A 22,423-nucleotide genomic window follows, 5' to 3' on the forward strand; every position below is an offset into this window, starting at 1 on the left:
CAGAACGCGATGTCCAGGCGAACGCCTGGGCACGCTCAAATTTCAGCGCACGCTACCAAGGCAGCAAAGGATTTGATGCAGGAAGCATCCCAAGCAATCGTGGGAATTTTCGTTTTCTCGCACGATCAGTGACCAGCGACGAGTGAGCTTGCCCCGCGAAAAGGGCTATACCGCCCTCACCACATGCTTGATCTCTTGAAAGGCACTCAAGCCCCAAGGCCCGAGCTCGCGCCCGATGCTGCTCTGCTTGTAACCACCCCAGGCCGTCTGCGGGAAGATCACCTGCGGGGCATTGATCCACACCAGCCCGGCCTCAAGGGCGTTGGCCACGCGCTCGGCGGCGCTCAAGTCGCGACTGACCACACTGGCCACCAGACCGAATTCGCTGTCGTTAGCCAAAGCCACCGCTTCTGCTTCGCTGGCCACCGGCCGCACGCACAGCACCGGCCCAAAGATTTCCTCACGCCATAGCGCACTGTCCAACGGCACTTCAGTGAATACCGTGGGGCTAATGAAATACCCGCACGGCAGCTGCGCTGGCCGTGAACCACCGCACAGCAGTCGTGCGCCGGCTTTCAGACCTGCAGCGATGTGATTGTGCACACGCTGGTACTGCGTCTGGTTGACCAGTGCGCCCATTTCACTGTCGCCAGCAAACGGATCGCCGACGCGGATCGCCTCGGCCCGGGTCTTCAGTCGCGCGATGAAGTCCGGATACAAGGCTTCAGCAACCAGTACCCGGCTGGTCGCCGAGCACATCTGCCCGGCATTGAAGAAACCGCCCATACAGGCCAGTTCCACAGCCAGTTCCAGGTCTGCCGCTTCCAGCACCAGCAAGGAGGATTTGCCGCCCAGCTCCAGGCTCACGCCTTTGACGGTTTCCGCCGCCCGCTGCATGACCTGCACACCCACCGCATTGCTGCCGGTGAAGGACACCTTGGCGATGCGTGGATCGGCCGCCAGGGCGGCGCCCACTGCAATCCCGGTACCGCAGACCAGGTTGAACACCCCCTCCGGCAATCCGGCCTCGGCAATCACGCAGGCCAGCTCCAGCTCCGCCAGCGGCGTCACTTCCGAAGGCTTGAGCACCACACAACAGCCGGCGGCCAATGCTGGCGCCAGTTTCCACGCGGTGGTGACCATGGGGAAATTCCACGGCACGATCAGCCCGACCACGCCACAAGGCTCACGCCGCAGCCGCGCGACGAAATCGTCAATGGGCAGTGCCACCGGGCAGTCCTGCCCGGCATCCAGCTGATCGGCAAGCTCGGCGTAATAGCGAAAGGTAGCGATGACATCGTCCACATCCATTTGCGCTTCGGCGAGCGGCTTGCCGTTGTTGCTGGCCTGCAGGAAGACCAGGCGCTCGCGACGCGCCTCGACCCCCTCGGCAATTGTCCGCAGTACTGATGCACGCTCGGCACCGGTGGTGTTCGACCAGCCCGCCAATGCAGCCCGCGCCGCCAGGGTCGCACGCTCTACCGCCGCACCGTCGCCACCGGCCACTTGCGCCAGTTGCTGCTCATTGCTGGGATTGACCACCATCAGCGCTTGTGGACCGTGCTGCCAAACGCCTGCAATGTAGACACCAGGAAGTTTCATCATGCTGGCACCGCCTGCATCCAGCGATGCTGATCGATTTCGATCAGGCTTGGACCTTGGCGGTCGCACGCCTGGCGCAGCGCCTCACGCAATTGCTCGACATTGCCTACGGCCTCGGCTGCACAGCCCAGGGCCTTGGCCACGCCGATGAAGTCCGGAGTGTGAATGTCCACACCCACCGGCTCGATGGCACGGTTGACCATGTATTTCTTGATTTCTTCGTAGCCCTGGTTGTTCCACAGCAAAACGATCAGCGGCACCTGCGCCTCGGTAGCGCTGGCCAGCTCCGGGAGGGTGAACTGCAGGCCACCGTCACCGATCAGGCAGATCACTGGTGCGCGCGCCTCGATGGCTTCGGCGCTGCCCAACCAGGCGCCCATGGCGGCAGGCAAGGCGTAACCGAGGGTGCCGTAACCGGTGGAGGCGTTGAACCAGCGCCGCGGCTGATCCATGTCCAAGGTCAGGTTGCCGGTGTACACCGGTTGTGTCGAGTCGCCAACCAACACCGCATTCGGCAAGGTCTCAAGCAGGGTTTTGAGCATGCGCGTCTGGCTGTGCATCGGCAGATCCCAGTCGGCCAGCAGCCGCTCACGCAAGCGTACGGCGCGGCTGGCGCCCCATTCGCCAGCGCGTACCGGTGCAGGCTGTTCGGCCAGGGCTACCAGCAGGGCTTCGGTTGCCACTGTGGCGTCGGCCACCAGGGCAATCTCTGGCGGATAGTTGCGCACAGTCTGGTCCGGGTCGATATCGATGCGCAGCAAACGCCCCGGAATCTCGAAGCCACCTTTGAAGGTTACGTCGTAGTCGGTTTCGGCAAGCTCAGTACCGATCGCCAGCACCACGTCGGCTTCGGCTACCAGCTCTCGGGTCGCCACCAGCGACTGGGTCGAACCGATCTGCAGCACATGGCTGGCAGGCAGCACGCCTTTGGCGTTGATGGTCAGCGCCACCGGTGCCTGCAGGTACTCGGCCAGGCGGGTCAGCACGGCACTGGCAGCAATCGCCCCACCACCGGCAAGAATCAGCGGACGCCGGGCGCTGGCCAGCAACGCGGCCATTTGCGCCACCGGTGCCGGAGCGGCGCCAGCACGGGCAATACGTACAGGGGCACTGGCCAGCAGGTGATCGGCGTCTTCAACCAATACATCCAGCGGAATCTCGATATGCACCGGACGTGGCCGCGCACCGTCGAATACAGCGAAAGCACGGGCCAGGACCATCGGCAGGTCATCGGCACTCATCAGGGTATGAGAGAACGCCGCCACCCCGGCTACCAGGCTACCCTGGGCCGGCAACTCATGCAGCTTGCCGCGCCCGCCACCGAGCTGATTGCGGGACTGCACACTGGAGATCACTAGCATCGGAATCGAGTCGGCATAGGCCTGGCCCATGGCGGTGGTGATGTTGGTCATCCCCGGGCCGGTAATGATGAAGCAGACGCCCGGCTTGCCACGGGTACGCGCATAGCCATCAGCCATGAAGCCTGCGCCTTGCTCGTGACGTGGGGTGATGTGCCGGATAGAGGAACGCGCCAGCCCGCGGTAAAGCTCGACGGTATGCACGCCGGGAATCCCGAAAACATGATCGACGCCGTAGCCTTCAAGGAGTTTGACCAGTACTTCACCGCAAGTTGCCATGTTCGTCTGCCTGTTATTGTGCTGAAAACAGGCTTTATTGGACCGCTGCCCCGCTACCGGCACAATGCAAAAAAGCTCATACTAGCCATGTCTACAGATCATGGCTGATGCTCGATGAAACGCCTGCCGCCGCTGCCCGCCCTGCATACTTTTCTGGTCACCGCCCAGTGCTGCAACTTCACCCGTGCGGCGCAGCTGCTGCACATTACCCAGGGTGCGGTCAGTCGGCAGATTGCCGGCCTCGAGGATCATCTCGGTTATCCCCTGTTCCTGCGCCAGGCCCGTGGCTTGAGCCTGACCCGTGAAGGCCAGGACTGGCTGCCACGGGTGCAGCAGGTGTTCGCCCTGATCGAGGAAGGTGTTCAGCAAGTCGGGGCGCGCAGCACTACCCTGCAACTCAAGGCGCCCACCTGCGTGATGCGCTGGTTGCTACCGCGGCTGATGGAGTGGCAGGCATTGCGCCCGGATGTGCCGGTGGAGTTGACCACTACGGTGCAGCACGGGGTGGACTTTCGGCGCGAAGTGTTTGATGCGGCGGTGGTCTATGGCGCCGCCCCCAACCATGGATTGCACAGGCTCAAGTTGTTCGATGAACAGCTGACACCGGTGTGTGCCCCACAATTGCAAGCGGGCCCGCAGCCCTTGCGCCAGCTGGCGGATCTGGAGCAGCACATGCTGCTGCACCCGACCCGCGACCAGCACGACTGGAACACCTGGCTCAGTGCTGCGGGCGCCAGCCTTCCCCGGCAAGGCAAAGGCCAGCATTTCGAAACCCTGGACATGGCCATGTCGATGGCCTCCCAGGGAACCGGGGTAGCGATCGGTGACTGGTCGCTGATCGGTGATGACCTCAGCTGCGGACGGCTGGTGACACCCTTCCCGCTCAAGGTCAGCACCGGTCAGGGGTATTACCTGGTCCGGCCGCTGGGGGCGACCTCAGCGGCTCTGCTGGAACTGCTCGACTGGTTGTGCGAGCAGGCCCAGGCCCGGGCGGCTCAGTAACCGACGGTAAAACGCTGACGTGAGTGGGCAGGCTTTTCCACTTCATCGAGCATGGCAATGGCGTAGTCGGCAAAGCTGATCCAGCTCTTGCCGTCGGCGCCGATCAACAGGTGATCTTTGCCGGTCTTGTAGCTGCCGCTGCGTGCCCCTTCAACAAACTCGGCCGAAGGTGACAGGAAGGTCCAGTCCAGCTCCTTTTCCTGACGCAGGGTATCGAGGTAATGCCCACCGGCAGTGGCTTCAGCCTTGTAGGCGTCGGGGAAGTCCGGACTGTCGATCACCTTGTGCCCCGACGGCAGCAGCAGGCTGCCCGCCCCGCCCACCACCAGCAGACGCTTGACCCCGGCTTTCTTCACCGGCTCGATAATGGCCTGCGGCTTGATGCTGGAAAAATGCGCCGCGCTGAGCACCACGTCATGCCCCTTCAGCGCATGCTCCAGAGCTGCAGCATCACTGACATCCAATGCCACGCTTGTCACACCTTCACGCCCCTGCAGCTTGGCCGGATTGCGGGCGATGGCGGTAACGCTGTGGCCACGACGCAGCGCTTCTTCCAACAACTGGCTACCGGCACGCCCGGTTGCTCCGATGATTGCGATCTTGCTCATGAAAAACCTCCAGTCAGGATTGAATGTCACTTACCACTTCATCTCGCCCTTGGCGACCTTGGCACTGAGTTCCAGCGAGCTCTCTTCGCCCAGGTCCGGATAGCGTTTTTTCATCGCCGCGATCAACTCGGCGGCGTTACCGGCCTTGGCGGTTTCCTCGTCGAAGGCGCGGATGTAGTCAGCAGTGAAGCGCACCGCTGCAAGCGACTCGCCGGCCTGGCCCAGGTAATGACCAGGCACCACGACCTGCGGCTCAAGCCGTTCGATGCGTTTGAGGGTGGCAAGCCAGTCCTGGTGTGATTGCGCCGTCTGGGTGTCGGCCATCCACACATGCAGGTTGTCCGCGACCACCACACCGCCGACCACCGCCTTGATCGAGGGAATCCAGACAAAACTGCGCTCCGCCTGAGGGCCATCAAGGCCGAGCACTTCCAGGCGCTGGCCTTCGAGGCTCAGCTGATTGCCTTCAAGCACCTGCGGGACCACCAGTTTGCCCGGCTTGTCGGCGCCCATCTGCGGCCCCCAGTAGGCCAGCTTGGCGTCCATGGTCTGCTTGATATGAGCGACCGTCGCCGCGGAAGCGAGCACCTTGGCGTGTGGATAGGCGTCGGTCAGGGTCTGCAGGCCAAAGTAATAATCCGGGTCACCATGGCTGATATAGATAGTGGTCAGTTGCTTACCACTGGCGCGCAATTTCGCCAGCACTTGCTCGGCCTGGGCTTTGCCGAACTGGGCATCGACCAGAATGGCCTCGTGCTTGCCGCTGACAATCACCGAGCTGACCGGAAACAGGGCTTCGGTGCCCGGGTTATAGACATCCAGGTGCAACGGCTGCTCGGCGGCCTGCGCCTGGGCCAGGACACCGAGGGTGGCAAAGGCCAGCAACAAACCGCGCAAGGAGAATGAACGACGCATCAAGGCAATTCCTGTGAGAGAGGCAATGAGCAACAGCTTAGTTGCACGAACCAATGCAAAAAATGCGATGCTTAGGATTAGTTTGTTTCTAAAATCGGTCAAATCATGGATCGTCTAACAGCAATGCGGGTCTTCGTCAGTGTGGTCGACCTGGGCAGCCAGTCGGCTGCCGCCGATCACCTGGACCTCTCGCGCCCGGTGGTATCCCGCTATCTGGCTGAACTGGAAGACTGGGTAGGTGCGCGCCTGATGCAACGCACCACGCGGCGTTTGAGCCTGACCGCTGCTGGTCAGGAAACCCTGCCGCGCTGTCGGCAGATGCTGGAGCTGGCCGGTGACTTGCAGGCGGCAGTCAGTACACCGGATGAGGCGCCAAGGGGGGAGCTGCGGATCAGCGTCAGCACCTCGTTCGGCCAGGCTCAGTTGATGGATGCCATGGCCGAGTACGTCAAGCGCTACCCGGGGGTGAAAATCGACCTGCAGATGCTCGATCGCACCGTCAACCTGGTGGATGAGCGCATCGACCTGGCCATCCGCACCAGCAATGACCTGGACCCCAACCTCATCGCCCGCCGCCTGACCGTCTGCCGCTCGGTGATCTGTGCCTCTCCCGCCTATCTGCGTGAACACCCCACGCCTTTGCAGGTCCAGGACCTGACGGGTCACAACTGCCTGACTCACTCCTATTTCGGCCGCAGCCTCTGGCACTTTGAGGTGCACGGAGAAACGGTCTCGGTCCCGGTGCAGGGCAATATCAGCGCCAATGAAGCCATGACCCTGCAACGCGCAGCCCTGGCCGGCGCCGGGATTGCCATGCTGCCGACCTACCAGGCGGCCCCCGCGCTGCACAGTGGCGAGCTGCTGCGCCTGCTGCCTCAGGCCAAGCCACGCGAACTCAACCTCAACGCCGTCTACACCTCGCGCAAGCACATGCCCGCGACCTTGCGCAGCATGCTCGATTTCCTCGCCGAGCGTTTCACTGCCGAGCCGGAATGGGACCGCGAGCTGCGCTAGCGCGGGCACCCCGCACAGGGCTGGCCTATGCTTTAAATAGCACCTGTGTGCGGCTAGAAAGAGGTGAGCACCATGGGCCTCAAATCCAGAAAATGCGCCATTGTCTGTGCCATCGCCGCTGTGCTCGGGCTTTATGCCGCAGCCGCCTACCGGGTCGAACAGATCCGTCACCAACCGTATTCGGCAGCCAGCTGCAGCCTGGCCCATTGCGTCCCGCACACCGCTACCCTGAGCGCCCTGAAATAATCTTCAGCCAAGCGCGGACAACTGCCACCGCCGATGGAGATCCCGAGTGTGCAGGCGCAGGCCTGGGTTGCTGAGGACCTTCCGCCATTTTTGCTTGGTAGTGCTATGGTGTCTCTATTCGGACTGACAGCCGCGCTGGCCTTACCGGATAGGCAACTGCACGGCCGTATGTAGGACGCTTACGAAGGCCGCGGAAACAATTAATCACAAACCTTCACAAAGTCTCATTTGCGCAAGGAGGGGCTCAAGCGCAGCATATCCAGCCCGGTATCGACCCACAGCTCGGCTTCAGCCAGCAGGTCGAAGCTTTCCGGCAAGAGCAACCAACGGCGAATCAGGCCATCTATATAGGCATAGATCGCCAGCGCCGCACGGTCGGGCTTCATATCCGCGGGCAATTGCCCGCGTTTGACTGCATTGCCCAGCGACAGCACGATGTTGGCGTGACACTCAACCGTAGAGGCTTGCCGTTGCTGGCGAATCTCGCACATATCATCGGTGAACTCGCATTTATGATGCAGTATTTCATTGATACGACGGGTTTTCGGATCAAGCACCATCTGGTGCATCAACTGGACCAGCAGCTTGCGAGTACAACCGAGCGGATCGAGTTCATCTTCGCTTTCACTGGCCCGGGCCAAGGCATCCAGCGGCTCATGCAAGCTTTCCAGCATGGCCTCGACCAGCTCGGCCTTGTCGTTGAAGTGCCAATAGATAGCGCCGCGGGTGACCCCCGCGAGCTTGGCGATATCCGCCAGGGTGGTACGCGCTACCCCGCGCTTATAGAAGGCCTTTTCCGCAGCTTCAAGAATTTGCGTGCGGGTTTCCTGGGCTTCTTCTTTGGTTCGACGGACCATGGCAGTACGACCTCATCAAAACCCGAGTGCACGTTCAGACACCCGGGGGCTGGGCCGGATCAACCTCTGACAGGTTGTTACCGGATGATTAAATTCAAGGCTTGTGGCGGCCTGAGGCTTCATCTGCAAGGTATTTACAAACAGCCATGAATGTAAGTATATTCCTTAGCAAGCTATTTATCCACTCGACAACATTTTTTCTATTCGCACCCTTTCCATTTATTCTTGAGCGTCTTCAGCTCTTGCGACCCGAGGATCTTCATGCAATTCAAGCCAGCTGTTACCGCTCTGGTATCCGCCGTCGCCCTGGCAACTCTGCTCAGTGGCTGTAAAAAGGAAGAGGCTGCGCCTGCTGCGCAAGCGCCTCAGGTCGGCGTAGTTACCCTGCAAACCCAAGCCTATACCCTGACCTCCGACCTGCCGGGGCGCACTACCGCCTACCGCATTGCCGAGGTCCGCCCACAGGTCAACGGCATCATTCTCAAGCGTCTGTTCAAAGAAGGCACCGAGGTCAAGGAAGGTCAGCAGCTGTACCAGATCGATCCTTCGGTGTACGAAGCGACCCTGGCCAGCGCCCAGGCCAACCTGCAGTCGACCCGTTCGCTGTCCGAGCGCTACAAACAGCTGGTCGCCGAGCAAGCTGTCAGCCGTCAGGAATACGACGACGCGCAAGCCAAACGTTTGCAGGCTGAAGCTGCGCTGCGCAGCGCCCAGATCGACCTGCGCTACACCAAGGTTCTGGCCCCACTGAGCGGCCGTATCGGTCGTTCTTCGGTTACCGAAGGCGCCCTGGTCAACAATGGCCAGGCCGACGCCATGGCAGTGATCCAGCAGCTCGACCCGATCTACGTCGACGTCACCCAGTCCTCGGCCGAGCTGCTCAAGCTGCGCCGCGAACTGGAAAGCGGCCAGCTGCAGAAGGTCGGCGACAATGCCGCCAAGGTCACCCTGACCCTGGAAGACGGCAGCACCTATCGCCAGGAAGGTCGCCTGGAGTTCTCCGAAGTCTCGGTTGACCCGACCACAGGCTCGGTAACCCTGCGCGCAGTGTTCCCGAACCCTGAGCACAACCTGCTGCCGGGCATGTTCGTCCACGCGCGGCTGAAGGCCGGGGTCAACGCCCAGGCGATCCTCGCGCCACAGCAAGGGGTCACCCGCGACCTCAAGGGCCAGCCAACTGCACTGGTGGTCACCCCGGACAACAAGGTCGAGCTGCGTCAGCTCAAGGCCAGCCGTACCGTCGGCAGCGACTGGCTGATCGAAGAAGGCCTGAACGCCGGTGACCGCGTGATCACCGAGGGCTTGCAGTTCGTCAAGCCGGGTATCGAGGTCAAGGTCAGCGCAGCCACCAACGTCAAGCCTGCTCAGCCAACCCAGGCCAATGCAACGACTGCAGGGGCCAAAGGGGAGTAAACCATGTCGAGATTCTTTATCGATCGCCCGATCTTTGCCTGGGTGATCGCCTTGGTGATCATGTTGGTCGGCGCTTTGTCGATCCTCAAGTTGCCAATCAACCAGTACCCGAGCATCGCACCGCCGGCCATCGCCATCGCCGTGACCTACCCGGGCGCCTCGGCGCAGACCGTGCAGGACACCGTGGTGCAGGTGATCGAGCAGCAGCTCAACGGTATCGACAACCTGCGTTATGTGTCCTCGGAAAGTAACTCCGACGGCACCATGACCATCACCGCGACCTTCGAGCAGGGGACCAACCCCGATACCGCGCAGGTCCAGGTGCAGAACAAGCTGAACCTGGCGACCCCGCTGCTGCCGCAAGAAGTGCAGCAGCAGGGTATCCGCGTGACCAAGGCAGTGAAGAACTTCCTGCTGGTGATCGGCCTGGTGTCTGAAGACGGCAGCATGACCAAGGACGACCTGGCCAACTATATCGTCTCCAACATGCAGGACCCGATCTCGCGCACCGCGGGTGTCGGTGACTTCCAGGTCTTCGGTGCCCAGTACGCGATGCGCATCTGGCTCGACCCGGCCAAGCTGAACAAGTACCAGTTGACCCCGATCGACGTGCGTACCGCTGTGGCGGCGCAGAACGTGCAGATCTCCTCCGGTCAGCTCGGCGGCTTGCCGGCCCTGCCCGGCCAGCAGCTGAACGCCACCATCATCGGCAAGACCCGCCTGCAGACTGCCGAGCAGTTCGAGAAGATCCTGCTCAAGGTCAACCGCGATGGCTCGCAGGTGCGCCTGAGCGATGTAGCCACCGTCGGCCTCGGCGGTGAGAACTACGCGGTCAGCGCCCAGTTCAACGGCAAGCCGGCCTCGGGCCTGGCGGTCAAGCTGGCAACCGGAGCCAACGCCCTGGACACTGCCAAGGCACTGCGCAAGACCATCACCGAGCTTGAGCCGTTCTTCCCGGAGGGCATGAAGGCAGTATTCCCGTATGACACCACGCCAGTGGTGACCGAATCGATCAGCGGGGTAATCCACACCCTGATCGAAGCGATCGTGCTGGTGTTCCTGGTGATGTACCTGTTCCTGCAGAACTTCCGCGCCACCATCATCACCACCATGACCGTGCCGGTGGTACTGCTTGGCACCTTCGGCATCCTCGCCGCAGCGGGCTTCAGCATCAACACCCTGACCATGTTCGGCATGGTGCTGGCCATCGGTCTATTGGTGGACGACGCCATCGTTGTGGTGGAAAACGTCGAGCGGGTGATGTCCGAAGAGGGCCTGTCCCCCAAGGAAGCCACCAAGAAGTCCATGGGCCAGATCCAGGGCGCGCTGGTCGGTATCGCCATGGTGCTCTCGGCGGTACTGCTGCCAATGGCATTCTTCGGTGGTTCCACCGGGGTGATCTACAAGCAGTTCTCGATCACCATCGTTTCGGCCATGGCGCTGTCGGTACTGGTTGCCTTGATCTTCACCCCGGCGCTGTGCGCGACCATGCTCAAGCCGCTTGCCAAGGGTGAACATCACGTTGCCAAGCGCGGCTTCTTCGGCTGGTTCAACCGCAACTTCGACCGCAGCGTACAGAGCTACGAGCGTGGCGTGGGCAACATCCTGCGCAACAAGGCACCGTACCTGCTGGCCTACCTGTTGATCATGGTCGGCATGATCTGGCTGTTCATGCGCATCCCTACCGCCTTCCTCCCCGAGGAAGACCAGGGCGTACTCTTCGCCCAGGTGCAGACCCCGGCCGGCTCCAGTGCCGAACGGACCCAGGTGGTGATCGACGAAATGCGCAGCTACCTGCTGGACAAGGAAGCCGATACCGTTGCCTCGGTGTTCACCGTCAACGGCTTCAACTTCGCCGGCCGCGGCCAGAGCTCGGGTATGGCTTTCATCATGCTCAAGCCGTGGGAAGAGCGTTCCGCCGAGAACAGCGTGTTCAACCTGGCGGCCCGCGCCCAGCAGCACTTCTTCACTTTCCGTGACGCGATGGTGTTTGCTTTTGCCCCGCCTGCGGTACTGGAACTGGGTAACGCCACCGGTTTCGACGTGTTCCTGCAAGACCGTGCCGGTGTCGGTCACGAAAAATTGATGCAAGCGCGGAACCAGTTCCTGGGTATGGCTGCGCAGAGCAAGATTCTTTCGGCGGTGCGCCCGAACGGCCTGAACGATGAACCGCAATACCAGCTGACCGTCGACGACGAGCGCGCCAGTGCCTTGGGCGTGACCATTGCCGACATCAACAGCACCTTGTCGATTGCCTTGGGTGCCAGCTACGTCAACGACTTCATCGACCGCGGTCGGGTCAAGAAGGTCTACATCCAGGGTGAGTCCGCTTCACGCATGAACCCGGAAGACCTGCAGAAGTGGTACGTGCGCAACAGTGTCGGCGAAATGGTGCCGTTCTCCTCCTTCGCCAAGGGCGAGTGGATCTACGGTGCGCCGAAGCTTTCGCGTTACAACGGTGTCGAGGCCATGGAAATTCTCGGTGCGCCAGCCCCTGGCTACAGTACCGGTGAAGCCATGCTCGAAGTCGAGCGCATCGCCGCACAGCTGCCCAAGGGCATTGGCTACTCCTGGACCGGTCTGTCGTACGAGGAGCGCCTGTCGGGCTCCCAGGCGCCAGCGTTGTATGCCCTGTCGCTGCTGATGGTGTTCCTGTGTCTGGCGGCCCTGTATGAAAGCTGGTCGATCCCGATCGCGGTCATGCTCGTGGTGCCGTTGGGGATCATCGGTGCGCTGCTGGCCACCAGCCTGCGCGGTCTGTCCAACGATGTGTACTTCCAGGTGGGTCTGTTGACCACCATCGGTCTGGCGGCGAAGAACGCGATTCTGATCGTCGAGTTCGCCAAGGAACTGCATGAGCAGGGCCGCAGCCTGATCGATGCCTCCATCGAGGCGTGCCGCATGCGTCTGCGCCCGATCATCATGACCTCGCTGGCGTTCATTCTCGGCGTGGTACCACTGGCGATCTCCACCGGTGCGGGCTCGGGCAGCCAGCACGCCATTGGTACCGGGGTAATCGGCGGGATGTTGACGGCCACCGTGCTGGCGATCTTCTGGGTACCGCTGTTCTTCGTTAGCGTGTCGTCGCTGTTCAGTAGCAAGAAAACTGAAGAACCAGACGCCACCCCTGAAACTCCACGCTATGAGGCCGGGCAATGAGTAAGTCCCTGTTGTCCCTGGCGGTCACCGCTTTCATTCTTGGCGGCTGCTCGCTGATCCCTGACTACCAGACCCCGGACTCACCGGTGGCTGCACAGTGGCCACAAGGCCCTGCCTATTCGCCGACCGAGTCGGCGAATGTGGCCGCCGCCGAGCAAGGCTGGCGTCAGTTCTTCCAAGACCCGGCGCTGCAGCAACTGATCCAGACCGCGCTGGTCAACAACCGCGACCTCAAGGTCGCGGCCTTGAACATCGATGCCTACCGGGCGCAGTACCGCATCCAGCGGGCCGATCTGTTCCCGGCGGTCAGCGCCAATGGCAGTGGCAGCCGCCAACGCCTGCCGGGTAACCTGTCGCAGACCGGCGATGCCGAGATCAGTAGCCAGTACTCGGCAACCCTCGGGGTGAGCGCCTATGAACTCGACCTGTTCGGTCGCGTGCGCAGCCTCACCGAGCAGCAACTGGAAATCTACCTGTCCAGCGAAGAAGCCCGGCGCTCGACCCAGATCGCTCTGGTCGCCAGTGTGGCCAACGCCTACTTCACCTGGCAGGCCGACCAGGACCTGCTCAAGCTGACCGAAGACACCCTCAAGACCTACGAGCAGAGCTACGCATTGACCTTGCGCAGCAATGAAGTGGGGGTCGCCTCGGCCCTGGACCTGAGCCAGGCACGGACATCGGTAGAAGGTGCCCGGGTCAAGCTGGCCCAGTACCAGCGCCTGGTTGCCCAGGACCAGAACAGCCTGGCCGTACTGCTCGGCACTGGCGTGCCGGACAACCTGCCAGCGGCCAAAGACCTCGACAGCGACTTGCTGGCCGAGGTGCCTGCGGGCCTGCCGTCCGACGTGCTGCACCGCCGTCCGGACATCCAGGAAGCCGAACACCTGCTCAAGGCCGCCAACGCCAACATCGGCGCCGCTCGGGCAGCGTTCTTCCCGAGCATCAGCCTGACCGCCAACGCCGGTACCATCAGCCCGGACATGGGTGGATTGTTCAAGGGCGGTTCTGGCACCTGGCTGTTCCAGCCGCAGATCAACCTGCCGATATTCAACGCCGGTGCCCTGCGTGCCAGCCTCGACTACTCGAAGATCCAGAAGGACATCAACGTCGCCAAGTACGAGAAAACCATCCAGACCGCCTTCCAGGAAGTCTCCGATGGCCTCGCCGCGCGCAAGACCTTCAACGAGCAGTTGCAAGCCCAGCGTGATCTGGTTTCTGCCAACCAGGACTACTACCGTCTGGCTGAGCGTCGCTACCGTATCGGTGTCGACAGCAACCTGACCTTCCTCGACGCCCAGCGTCAGTTGTTCAACAGCCAGCAGTCGTTGATCACTGACCGTCTGTCGCAGCTGGTCAGTGAAGTCAACCTGTACAAGGCCCTCGGTGGCGGCTGGTACGAGCAGAGCGCTCAGGCGCAGCAACAGGCTGCGGCACAATTGCCGAAAAGTTGAGTCTGATTCGCGGTTCAAAAGCCCACTCTTGCAGTGGGCTTTTTTATGCACGCGATATAAATTAACCATTCAGTTAACGTTCGATTATCGCCCAATTCCGCCTGTAACGAATTGATTCAACCCTGCTCGCCACCGCACCATCCCTTCGCAGCTTTTCCAAAGCACACCCCCAAAGACTGTGGCCCGACCTGCGACCCAGATTCGTTGCAGCGGATGGCTTCGGCTTGAATAAAAACAAGAGACACATCACATGAGCACACCCGCACCCGCACGACACCTGCTTCCCGGCCTGCTGGCCATGACGTTCACCTTACCGACCCTGGCGGCCGAAAGCGGCTTTGCCGAAGATGCCAAGGTCAACCTAAACCTGCGCAACTTCTACATCAACCGCAACTTCGTCGACCCGGCCAACCCGCAAGGCAAGGCCGAGGAATGGACCCAGAGTTTCATCCTCGACGCCCGCTCCGGGTTTACTCAAGGTATCGTCGGCTTCGGTGTCGATGTGCTCGGTCTGTATTCGGTCAAGCTCGATGGCGGCAAGGGCACGACGGGTACCCACCTGTTGCCGGTGCATGACGATGGGCGCCCGGCCGACGACTTTGGCCGCCTGGGTGTAGCGCTCAAGGCCAAAGTGTCGAACACCGAGCTGAAAGTCGGCGAATGGATGCCTGTGTTGCCGATTCTGCGTTCTGACGATGGCCGCTCACTGCCGCAGACCTTCCGCGGCGGACAGATCACTTCTCAGGAAATCGCCGGCCTGAGCCTGTATGCCGGGCAGTTCCGCGCTAACAGCCCGCGCAATGACGCGAGCATGGAAGACATGTCGATGAACGGCAAAGCCGCCTTCACCTCCGACCGCTTCAACTTTGCCGGTGGCGAATACAGCTTCAATGACAAACGTACCCTGATCGGCCTGTGGAATGCCGAACTGAAGGACATCTACAACCAGCAGTACCTCAACCTGGTACACAGCCAGCCCTTGGGTGACTGGACCCTGGGCGCCAACCTCGGCTACTTCATCGGCAAGGAAGACGGCGCTGAGCGGGCCGGCGAGCTGGACAACCGCACGGCCTCGGCACTGCTCTCGGCCAGGTATGGCAGCAGCACGTTCTATGTCGGTCTGCAGAAAGTCAGCGGTGACGATGGCTGGATGCGGGTTAATGGCACCAGCGGTGGCAGCCTGGCCAACGACAGCTACAACTCCAGCTTCGACAACGCCAAAGAGCGCTCCTGGCAACTACGCCACGACTTCAATTTTGCTGGTGTCGGCATTCCTGGCCTGACCCTGATGAACCGTTATATCAGCGGTGACAACGTGCATACCGCGACGGTCAGCGACGGGAAAGAGTGGGCGCGGGAATCGGAACTGGCCTACGTGATCCAGTCTGGCAGTCTGAAGAACCTGTCGTTCAAATGGCGTAATTCGACCATGCGTCGCGACTACAGCACTAACGCGTTTGACGAGAACCGCCTGATCACCAGTTATCCGATCAGCTTGCTCTGAACGATCACGGGCAAGTCCTGGCCAGGGTTTGCAGACGGGCGAGGTCGAGAATCTCGATCTCGCCATAGCCCAGACGTAGCGCCCCTTCCTGTTGCAGCGACTTGAGGATCTGGTTGGTGGTCTGGCGCGACAGCGCCAGCATCAACGCCAACTGCTCCTGGGACAGTTGCAACACGCGTCGGCAGTTGTCCATTTCGCCATAACCGTCGGCGATCTGCAGCAGTCGGTGGGCAACCCTGGGTGCCGCGGCTAACAGACTCTGGTGTTCCAGGGCGACGAATACCAAGCGTAATTTCTGGCTCATCAGCAAGGCGAAGTCGCGCCAGTGCTCTGGTTGTTGCGCCAATAACGAAAGCAGCGCAGCTTGAGGTATCCAAAGCAGGCGCACGCTACCTTCAGCCTGGGCATCATGGGTGCGTGGCTGGCCGTCGAACAGGCTGATTTCTCCGAACCACTGCGGCGCCTCCACCAGCGTCAGCAACGCCTCCTTGCCTTCACTACTGACCGCACCGACGCGCATGCTGCCTGCCAGTACCGCGTACAAGCCGCAGGGCGCATCACCGCGTTGAAACAGGTACTGCCCCGGCGCCAGCTCACGCAGCCGGGTCAATTGCACCAGACTATCCTGAAGGGACCGGGGCAGATGCTTGAACCAGTGGCCCTGAAGCAGGGTTTGGCGCCAGGTGGGGTCGATACTCATAACGCCTCGAAGGTCAACACTGTCAGCTAGCCGACAGACAGCCAGAATGGCTGCAGGGCATGCTCAAGCTACCCTACAGGAGCAACAATAATGAAAAACCTGGTCGAGCACCTCAGCCAATACGCGGCCTACCACCGTGACCCGCGCAATATCGCCACTCACTTCGTTGGTATCCCGATGATCGTGGTCGCCGTGACCGTGCTGCTGTCACGCCCGGGGCTGGACCTGACGGGGCTATGGCTGTCGCCGGCCTTGCTGGCGGCACTGGCTACGGGCTGGTTCTACCTGCGTCTGGACCAGCAGTTTGGATTGATCATGGCCCTGTTACTCGGCCTGTGCCTGTGGGCCGGGCAAGTGCTGGCAGTCCAAAGCACGCTGGTGTGGTTGAGTGCGGGGCTGGGGCTGTTCGTGGTCGGCTGGGTAATCCAGTTTGTCGGGCACTACTATGAAGGGCGCAAGCCGGCCTTTGTCGATGATCTCAGCGGGTTGATCATCGGGCCGTTGTTCGTGGTGGCGGAACTGGGGTTTCTGCTGGGTATGCGGCCGGAGCTGAAACTGGCCATCGAGCGTAATGCCGGGCCGTTGGCGATTCGTTGATCAGTCTATCGCGGGGCAAGCCCGCTCCCACAGCCATCGGTGGGAGCGGGCTTGCCCCGCGATTCAGCTCAACCTCGAGACTCAACCCCCAACTCGTCCCACACCGACTCGGCCAGGTGGAAGGTCGCATTGGCCGCCGGAATGCCGCAGTAGATCGCGCTCTGCATCAGCACTTCCTTGATCTCCTCACGGGTCACGCCATTGCTGGCCGCAGCGCGCAGGTGCAACTTGAGTTCTTCGTTGCGGTTCATGCCAATCAACATGGCGATGGTGATCAGGCTGCGGGTATGCCGTGGCAAACCTGGACGCGTCCATATATCACCCCAGGCATGGCGGGTGATCATTTCCTGAAACTCGCTGTTGAACGCCGTCAGATTATTCAGGCTGCGGTCGACGTGGGCGTCGCCGAGCACTGCGCGACGCACCTTCATGCCTTCTTCGTAACGCTGTTTTTCGTCCACGAACAGTTCCTCAGCGGGCCAGCAGAAAGTCGATCACCCGGCGGCTGAACGGCTCGCCGACTTCAACGTTGGACAGGTGCGCGGCATGGAACTCGGCGTATTCGGCGCCCTCCACGTTCTCCTGGATGAACAGCCCGCCCACAGGCGGGGTGACCGCGTCGTGACTGCCGGAGATCACCAGCAACGGGGTTTTAATCTCACCGAGTTGATCACGAAAATCGGCATCACGTACTGCACCACAGTTGGCCGCATAGCCTTGCGGCGAGGTGGCAGCGAGCATGTCGGTAATGCGCTTGGCCTGATCTGGGTTGGTCGAGGCATAGGCCGGAGTGAACCAGCGCTCGATCGACGCATCGCGCAGGCCGACCATCGCCTCTTTGCCATCGCGCAAGACCATCTCGATACGCGGGTTCCAGGTGTCCGGCGAGCCGATCTTGGCGGCGGTGTTGCAGACGATCAGCCGGTTCAGCCGCTCGCTGGCATTGATTCCCAGCCACTGACCGATCAGGCCGCCCATGGACAGGCCACAGAAATGCGCGCGTTCGATCTTCAAGGCATCGAGCAGCGCCAGTACGTCGTGGCCGAGTTGCTCAATGCTGTAGGGGCCTGCGGTGACCAGCGAGCCGCCATGACCACGGGTGTCGTAGCGCAGCACGCGAAAGTGCGCGGCAAAGGCCGGCACCTGGGTGTCCCACATATGCAGGTCAGTGCCCAGGGAGTTGGACAGCACCAACACCGGCGCGCCTTCAGGGCCGTCGAGTTGATAGTTGAGTGCGCCATCGGCGAGTTGTACCTGTGCCACTGCAGCCTCCTTCAGGCATTGAAACGATGATGTTCGGCCAGCGCCCGCTCGACCCAGACGCGGGCCTGACCGAGGTAGTGGGCCGGATCAAGCAAACGATCGAGTTCGTCTGCCGACAGTTCAGCGCTCACCTGTGGATCGTCGCCGAGCACGGCGCGCAGGTGGCGTTGTTCGGCTACTGCACGCTTGCAGCAGGTTTCCAGCAAATGATGCGCGGTATCGCGGCCCAGGCGTTGGGCCAGGACAATGCTGACCGCCTCCGCCAGCACCAGGCCCTGGGTCAGATCGAGGTTATCGCGCATACGCACGGCATCGACCTGCAGGCCATCGGCGATGATCTGCGCCTGGCGTAACGCACCGGAAACCAGGCAGCAGATTTCCGGCAGGGTCTCCCATTCGGCATGCCACAGACCCAAGCTGCGCTCATGCTCTTGCGGCATCGCTGCAAAGAGCGTCGACACCAGCCCCGGCACCCGCGTCGCCGCCCCGATCAGCGCTGCGGCGCCCACCGGGTTGCGTTTGTGCGGCATCGTCGATGAGCCACCTTTACCCGGCGCTGCGGGTTCGAATACTTCCGCCGCTTCGGTCTGCATCAGCAGGCTGATATCACGCCCGATCTTGCCGAGGCTGCCAGCGACCAGGCCAAGCGTTGCGGCGAATTCCACCAGGCGGTCGCGCTGGGTGTGCCAAGGCTGCTCTGGTAACTGCAGATTCAATTGCCCTGCCAGCGCTTCAGCCACCGGCAGGGCTTGCTCACCGAGCGCCGCCAGCGTCCCGGAGGCACCGCCGAACTGCAGGGTCAGCAGGCGTGGTTTGAGTTCCTGCAGGCGCTGACGGTGACGGGTCAAAGCACCCAGCCAGCCAGCGATCTTCATGCCCAGGGTGACCGGGGTTGCATGTTGCAGCCAGGTGCGCCCGGCCAACGGCGTGTCGGCATGGGCCTCGGCCTGATGCGCCAGTGATTCGCTCAGACGTTGCAGGTCGAGTTCGATCAGGCTCAGCGCTGCACGCAGTTGCAGGACCAGCCCGGTGTCCATCGCATCCTGGCTGGTGGCGCCCAGGTGGACATAACGCTCGGCTTCGGGCACGCCACTGGCGATCACCTTGCCCAGCGCCTTGACCAGTGGAATAGCCGAGTTGCCAGCAATACCGATAGCTTCAGCCAGCGCGGCAAAGTCGTAGCGTTCGGCCTGGCAGGCGGCCACGATGGGCGCCACCACTACCTGCGGAATCACGCCCACGGCGGCTTCGGCCCGCGCCAGGGCCGCTTCGAAATCAAGCATGCCCTGCACCCGGCCACGGTCGGAAAACACCTCGCGCATGGCGGGTGCAGTGAAGTAGGCATCGAACAGCTGATTGCCCGGTCGCGGGTTCATCTACACGTCCTTCAACAGGTCAATGATCGTGGTGCAGGTAAGCAACAGCAAATTGGAGGCTCTATGGAGTCTAGACGCAAGCTTTAACACGCTCGCCGCACAAAACAATCACCCCGAACGTAGGGCTCTGCGTGGGAGCCATCCGTCCGGGGCTATTGCTTTACACCCGCTCGATGGCCAGGGCCAGGCCCTGCCCTACCCCAACGCACATGGTTGCCAGGCCCTTGCGACCGCCAGACTTCTCCAGCTGATGCAAGGCGGTGAGGACCAACCGCGCACCGCTCATACCCAGCGGATGGCCAAGCGCGATGGCGCCACCATTGGGATTGACCTGCGGCGCATCGTCGGCCAGGCCCAGCTCGCGCAACACCGCCAGGCCCTGGCTGGCGAAGGCTTCATTGAGTTCGATGACATCGAAATCACTCACCGCCACACCCAAACGCTCGGTCAGTTTACGCACCGCTGGTACCGGACCGATGCCCATGACCCGTGGCGCGACGCCCGCGCTGGCCATGCCCAGCACCCGCGCGCGTGGCGTCAGACCGTGTTTTTTCACCGCTTCAGCCGAGGCCAGGATCAGAGCTGCGGCACCATCGTTGACGCCCGAGGCATTGCCTGCGGTGACCGTCTTGTCCGGGCCGTTGACCGGCTTCAGACGCGTCAGGGCCTCCAGGGTGGTATCGGCGCGAGGGTGCTCGTCGTGCTCGACGATGGTTTCGCCTTTTTTGTGGGCGATGCGCACCGGCACGATCTCTTCAGCAAAGAAACCTGCAGCTTGGGCCGCTGCAGTACGTTGCTGGCTACGCAGGGCGAAAGCGTCCTGATCGGCACGCGAGACCTGGTAATCGTCGGCGACGTTGTCGGCGGTCTGCGGCATGGCATCGACGCCGTACTGGGCTTTCATCAACGGGTTGATGAAGCGCCAGCCAATGGTGGTGTCTTCCAGTTTCATGTTGCGCGAATAGGCGTTGTCGGCCTTGCCCATGACGAACGGAGCACGCGACATCGACTCGACGCCACCGGCAATCGCCAGCTCCATCTCGCCACTGGCGATGGCGCGAAAGGCGGTGCCGACAGCATCCATGCCCGAAGCACAGAGGCGGTTGAGGGTCACCCCGGGCACGCTGTCCGGCAGCCCTGCCAACAGCAGCGCCATGCGCGCAACGTTGCGGTTGTCTTCGCCGGCCTGGTTGGCGCAGCCGAGGAATACTTCGTCCAGTTGATCCCACTGCACCTGTGGGTTGCGCTCGATCAGTGCCTTGATCGGCACTGCCGCCAGGTCATCGGCACGCACACCGGCCAGGGCGCCGCCGAAACGGCCAATCGGGGTGCGAATGGCATCGCAGATAAATACATCACGCATCAGGCTTCTCCTGGCGCTTGGCCGTGGGCCGCGGCGGTGCGCGCTTCGAGGTCACGCAGAGCACTGAGCTCGACTTCGCTTGGCTCGGCAGTGGTTTGCACGCTGTCGGCAAAGCGAATGGCCCAGCCAGTGGCAGCAATGATCTGCTCACGGGTCACGCCTGGGTGGATCGAAGTGACGACGAACTCGTGGGTGCCGTCTTCCGGCTCCATGATGCACAGGTCGGTGATGATCCCCACCGGCCCTTCACCCGGCAGCCCCAGGCGTTTGCGCGAATCACCACCCTCGCCGTGGCCGACCGAGGTGATGAAGTCGAGTTTGTCGACGAAGGCGCGGTTCGACTGCTTGAGGATGATCAGCACCTGCTTGGCGGAGCCGGCAATTTCCGGGGCGCCACCGGCACCGGGCAGGCGCACTTTCGGTTGATGGTAGTCACCGACCACCGTGGTGTTGATGTTGCCGAAACGGTCAACCTGGGCGGCGCCGAGGAAGCCGACGTCGATACGCCCGCCTTGCAGCCAGTAGCGGAAAATTTCGCCGGTCGGCACCACGGTGTCAGCGGTTTCAGCCAGCTCGCCGTCACCGATCGACAGCGGCAACACGCTTGGTTTGGCGCCGATAGGGCCGGATTCATAGATCAGCACCACGTCGGGTGAAGAGGTCAGGCGTGCCAGGTTGGCGGCCTTGGAAGGCAGGCCGATGCCGACGAAGCACACTGCACCGTTGCGCAGACGACGGGCTGCGGCGACGGTCATCATTTCATTGGTGGAGTAGCTCATTGTGCAGCCTCCGAAGCGCTGGCCAGTTTTGCCTTGAATTCATTGAAGTCGGCGGTGCCGCGAATGTATTCGTCGATCCAGGCACTGAAGGCTTCACGATTGCGGGCAATCGGATCCCAGGCCTGGTAGAAACGGTTGTCACGCTCGTAGTAACCATGGGCGTAGGACGGGTGCGCACCGCCGGGAACCAGGCACACCGCCGACAGTGCCCAGGTCGGCAACACACAGGCGTTCATCGGGGCATTGAGGTCGTCGACGATTTCTTCGACGGTGACGATGCAACGCTTGGCCGCCAGGGCTGCTTCTTTCTGCACGCCGAGAATGCCCCAGAGCAGCACGTTGCCCTTGCGGTCGGCTTTCTGCGCGTGAATCACGGTCACATCCGGGCGTACAGACGGCACGGCGGCCAGCACTTCACCGGTGAACGGGCACGTCACGCTCTTGATCAGCGGGTTGACCTTGGGCAAATCGGAACCGGCGTAGGCGCGCAACACCGCGAAAGGCAGGCCCGAGGCACCGGCAACATAGGCGTTGGCCAGGTCGGCGTGACTGTGCTCTTCGATCTCCATGGCCTGCGGCCATTGCTTCTCCACGGCATCGCGCAGACGGTGCAGCGATCCCACACCCGGGTTACCGCCCCAGGAGAAAATCAGTTTGCGGGCACAACCGGAGCCAATCAGTTGATCGTAGATCAGGTCTGGAGTCATACGTACCAGGGTCAGCTCTTTCTTGCCCTGACGAATGATTTCATGACCGGCGGCAGTCGGAATCAAGTGCGTGAAGCCTTCGAGGGCGACGCTGTCACCGTCGTGGACGAACTGCTTCACGGCATCGTGGAGCGAGAGGATTTCAGCCATTGCAGACTCCTGGATATGCTGAGTCGAGGTCGGTGTGCATAGCGCCTTGGGTAGCGCCGGTAGGACTTCAGATTAAGGCG

General features: G+C 62.0%; 20 protein-coding genes. 8 read left to right on the forward strand and 12 right to left on the reverse strand.

Features of this window, described 5'->3' with window-relative positions; translation table 11 throughout:
- Positions 1 to 165: 165 nt before the first annotated feature.
- Together C6382_RS21445 and C6382_RS21450 are read right to left on the reverse strand one after the other, a co-directional pair.
- Positions 166 to 1,605 carry an aldehyde dehydrogenase family protein gene (locus C6382_RS21445; protein WP_371919647.1) on the reverse strand — a complete coding sequence of 480 codons (1,440 nt, stop codon included), beginning with the start codon at positions 1,603 to 1,605 and terminating at the stop codon, positions 166 to 168.
- Positions 1,602 to 3,239 carry a 5-guanidino-2-oxopentanoate decarboxylase gene (locus tag C6382_RS21450; protein ID WP_107026328.1) on the reverse strand — a complete coding sequence of 546 codons (1,638 nt, stop codon included), beginning with the start codon at positions 3,237 to 3,239 and terminating at the stop codon, positions 1,602 to 1,604. Before C6382_RS21450 ends, C6382_RS21445 begins: the two co-directional genes overlap by 4 nt.
- A 114-nt stretch (positions 3,240 to 3,353) precedes the next feature.
- Between C6382_RS21450 and C6382_RS21455 the strand changes: the two genes are divergently transcribed.
- Positions 3,354 to 4,241 (forward strand): LysR substrate-binding domain-containing protein, encoded by an 888-nt coding sequence (locus tag C6382_RS21455; RefSeq protein WP_107026329.1) that lies wholly within the window; start codon positions 3,354 to 3,356, stop codon positions 4,239 to 4,241.
- On the opposite strand, the gene C6382_RS21460 is transcribed toward C6382_RS21455, so the two are convergent.
- Positions 4,235 to 4,849 (reverse strand): NAD(P)-dependent oxidoreductase, encoded by a 615-nt coding sequence (locus C6382_RS21460; RefSeq protein ID WP_107026330.1) that lies wholly within the window; start codon positions 4,847 to 4,849, stop codon positions 4,235 to 4,237. The genes C6382_RS21455 and C6382_RS21460 overlap by 7 nt on opposite strands.
- A gap of 30 nt (positions 4,850 to 4,879) precedes the next feature.
- On the reverse strand, positions 4,880 to 5,764 hold the full coding sequence (locus C6382_RS21465) for an MBL fold metallo-hydrolase (protein ID WP_107026331.1): 885 nt from the start codon (positions 5,762 to 5,764) through the stop codon (positions 4,880 to 4,882).
- Positions 5,765 to 5,869: 105 nt separating this feature from the next.
- Here C6382_RS21465 and C6382_RS21470 point away from each other — a divergent pair, with 105 nt between their 5' ends.
- Both C6382_RS21470 and C6382_RS24180 read left to right on the forward strand, forming a co-directional pair.
- Positions 5,870 to 6,778 (forward strand): LysR family transcriptional regulator, encoded by a 909-nt coding sequence (locus C6382_RS21470; RefSeq protein WP_107026332.1) that lies wholly within the window; start codon positions 5,870 to 5,872, stop codon positions 6,776 to 6,778.
- Positions 6,779 to 6,850: 72 nt separating this feature from the next.
- Positions 6,851 to 7,024, forward strand: coding sequence for a hypothetical protein (locus C6382_RS24180; RefSeq protein ID WP_178082816.1), 174 nt, complete (start codon positions 6,851 to 6,853; stop codon positions 7,022 to 7,024).
- A 224-nt stretch (positions 7,025 to 7,248) separates the two neighbouring features.
- Here C6382_RS24180 and C6382_RS21475 read toward each other — a convergent pair whose 3' ends face one another.
- Positions 7,249 to 7,881 carry a TetR family transcriptional regulator gene (locus C6382_RS21475; protein ID WP_107026333.1) on the reverse strand — a complete coding sequence of 211 codons (633 nt, stop codon included), beginning with the start codon at positions 7,879 to 7,881 and terminating at the stop codon, positions 7,249 to 7,251.
- 261 nt (positions 7,882 to 8,142) lie between these two features.
- On the opposite strand from C6382_RS21475, the gene C6382_RS21480 reads away from it, so the two are divergent.
- From C6382_RS21480 to C6382_RS21495, 4 genes are all read left to right on the forward strand, one after another.
- A complete protein-coding gene (locus tag C6382_RS21480) occupies positions 8,143 to 9,294 on the forward strand; it encodes an efflux RND transporter periplasmic adaptor subunit (RefSeq protein WP_107026334.1) in 1,152 nt (383 codons plus the stop codon).
- Positions 9,295 to 9,297: 3 nt separating this feature from the next.
- Positions 9,298 to 12,453: an efflux RND transporter permease subunit gene (locus C6382_RS21485; protein WP_107026335.1), complete on the forward strand. Its 3,156-nt coding sequence runs from the start codon at positions 9,298 to 9,300 to the stop codon at positions 12,451 to 12,453.
- The gene (locus tag C6382_RS21490) at positions 12,450 to 13,904 is read left to right on the forward strand and encodes an AdeC/AdeK/OprM family multidrug efflux complex outer membrane factor (RefSeq protein ID WP_107026336.1); all 1,455 of its coding nucleotides are present in this window, start codon (positions 12,450 to 12,452) and stop codon (positions 13,902 to 13,904) included. Before C6382_RS21485 ends, C6382_RS21490 begins: the two co-directional genes overlap by 4 nt.
- A gap of 250 nt (positions 13,905 to 14,154) precedes the next feature.
- Positions 14,155 to 15,408, forward strand: a complete 1,254-nt coding sequence (locus C6382_RS21495; protein WP_107026337.1) for an OprD family porin — start codon at positions 14,155 to 14,157, stop codon at positions 15,406 to 15,408.
- A gap of 4 nt (positions 15,409 to 15,412) precedes the next feature.
- On the opposite strand, the gene C6382_RS21500 is transcribed toward C6382_RS21495, so the two are convergent.
- Positions 15,413 to 16,108: a Crp/Fnr family transcriptional regulator gene (locus tag C6382_RS21500; RefSeq protein ID WP_107026338.1), complete on the reverse strand. Its 696-nt coding sequence runs from the start codon at positions 16,106 to 16,108 to the stop codon at positions 15,413 to 15,415.
- A gap of 90 nt (positions 16,109 to 16,198) precedes the next feature.
- On the opposite strand from C6382_RS21500, the gene C6382_RS21505 reads away from it, so the two are divergent.
- Positions 16,199 to 16,705 carry a DUF962 domain-containing protein gene (locus C6382_RS21505; protein WP_107026339.1) on the forward strand — a complete coding sequence of 169 codons (507 nt, stop codon included), beginning with the start codon at positions 16,199 to 16,201 and terminating at the stop codon, positions 16,703 to 16,705.
- Positions 16,706 to 16,773: 68 nt separating this feature from the next.
- Here the strand turns inward: C6382_RS21505 and pcaC are convergent, their stop codons facing one another.
- The 6 genes from pcaC to C6382_RS21535 all read right to left on the reverse strand — a co-directional run bounded on the left by pcaC (position 16,774) and on the right by C6382_RS21535 (position 22,343).
- The gene (pcaC, locus tag C6382_RS21510) at positions 16,774 to 17,166 is read right to left on the reverse strand and encodes a 4-carboxymuconolactone decarboxylase (protein WP_038607433.1); all 393 of its coding nucleotides are present in this window, start codon (positions 17,164 to 17,166) and stop codon (positions 16,774 to 16,776) included.
- Positions 17,167 to 17,176: 10 nt separating this feature from the next.
- On the reverse strand, positions 17,177 to 17,968 hold the full coding sequence (pcaD, locus tag C6382_RS21515) for a 3-oxoadipate enol-lactonase (RefSeq protein WP_107026340.1): 792 nt from the start codon (positions 17,966 to 17,968) through the stop codon (positions 17,177 to 17,179).
- A gap of 11 nt (positions 17,969 to 17,979) precedes the next feature.
- Positions 17,980 to 19,344 (reverse strand): 3-carboxy-cis,cis-muconate cycloisomerase, encoded by a 1,365-nt coding sequence (locus tag C6382_RS21520; RefSeq protein ID WP_107026341.1) that lies wholly within the window; start codon positions 19,342 to 19,344, stop codon positions 17,980 to 17,982.
- A 160-nt stretch (positions 19,345 to 19,504) separates the two neighbouring features.
- Complete coding sequence (gene pcaF / locus C6382_RS21525) at positions 19,505 to 20,710, reverse strand: 3-oxoadipyl-CoA thiolase (protein ID WP_178082819.1); 1,206 nt, start codon at positions 20,708 to 20,710, stop codon at positions 19,505 to 19,507.
- On the reverse strand, positions 20,707 to 21,486 hold the full coding sequence (locus C6382_RS21530; protein ID WP_107026343.1) for a CoA-transferase subunit beta: 780 nt from the start codon (positions 21,484 to 21,486) through the stop codon (positions 20,707 to 20,709). Before C6382_RS21530 ends, pcaF begins: the two co-directional genes overlap by 4 nt.
- Positions 21,483 to 22,343 (reverse strand): CoA transferase subunit A, encoded by an 861-nt coding sequence (locus tag C6382_RS21535; RefSeq protein WP_107026344.1) that lies wholly within the window; start codon positions 22,341 to 22,343, stop codon positions 21,483 to 21,485. The genes C6382_RS21530 and C6382_RS21535 overlap by 4 nt, the downstream gene beginning before the upstream one ends.
- Between the last annotated feature and the right edge of the window lie 80 nt (positions 22,344 to 22,423).

Origin of the sequence: Pseudomonas sp. BBP2017 (assembly GCF_003024385.1) — a bacterium.
In the GTDB taxonomy this organism is placed as follows: domain Bacteria; phylum Pseudomonadota; class Gammaproteobacteria; order Pseudomonadales; family Pseudomonadaceae; genus Aquipseudomonas.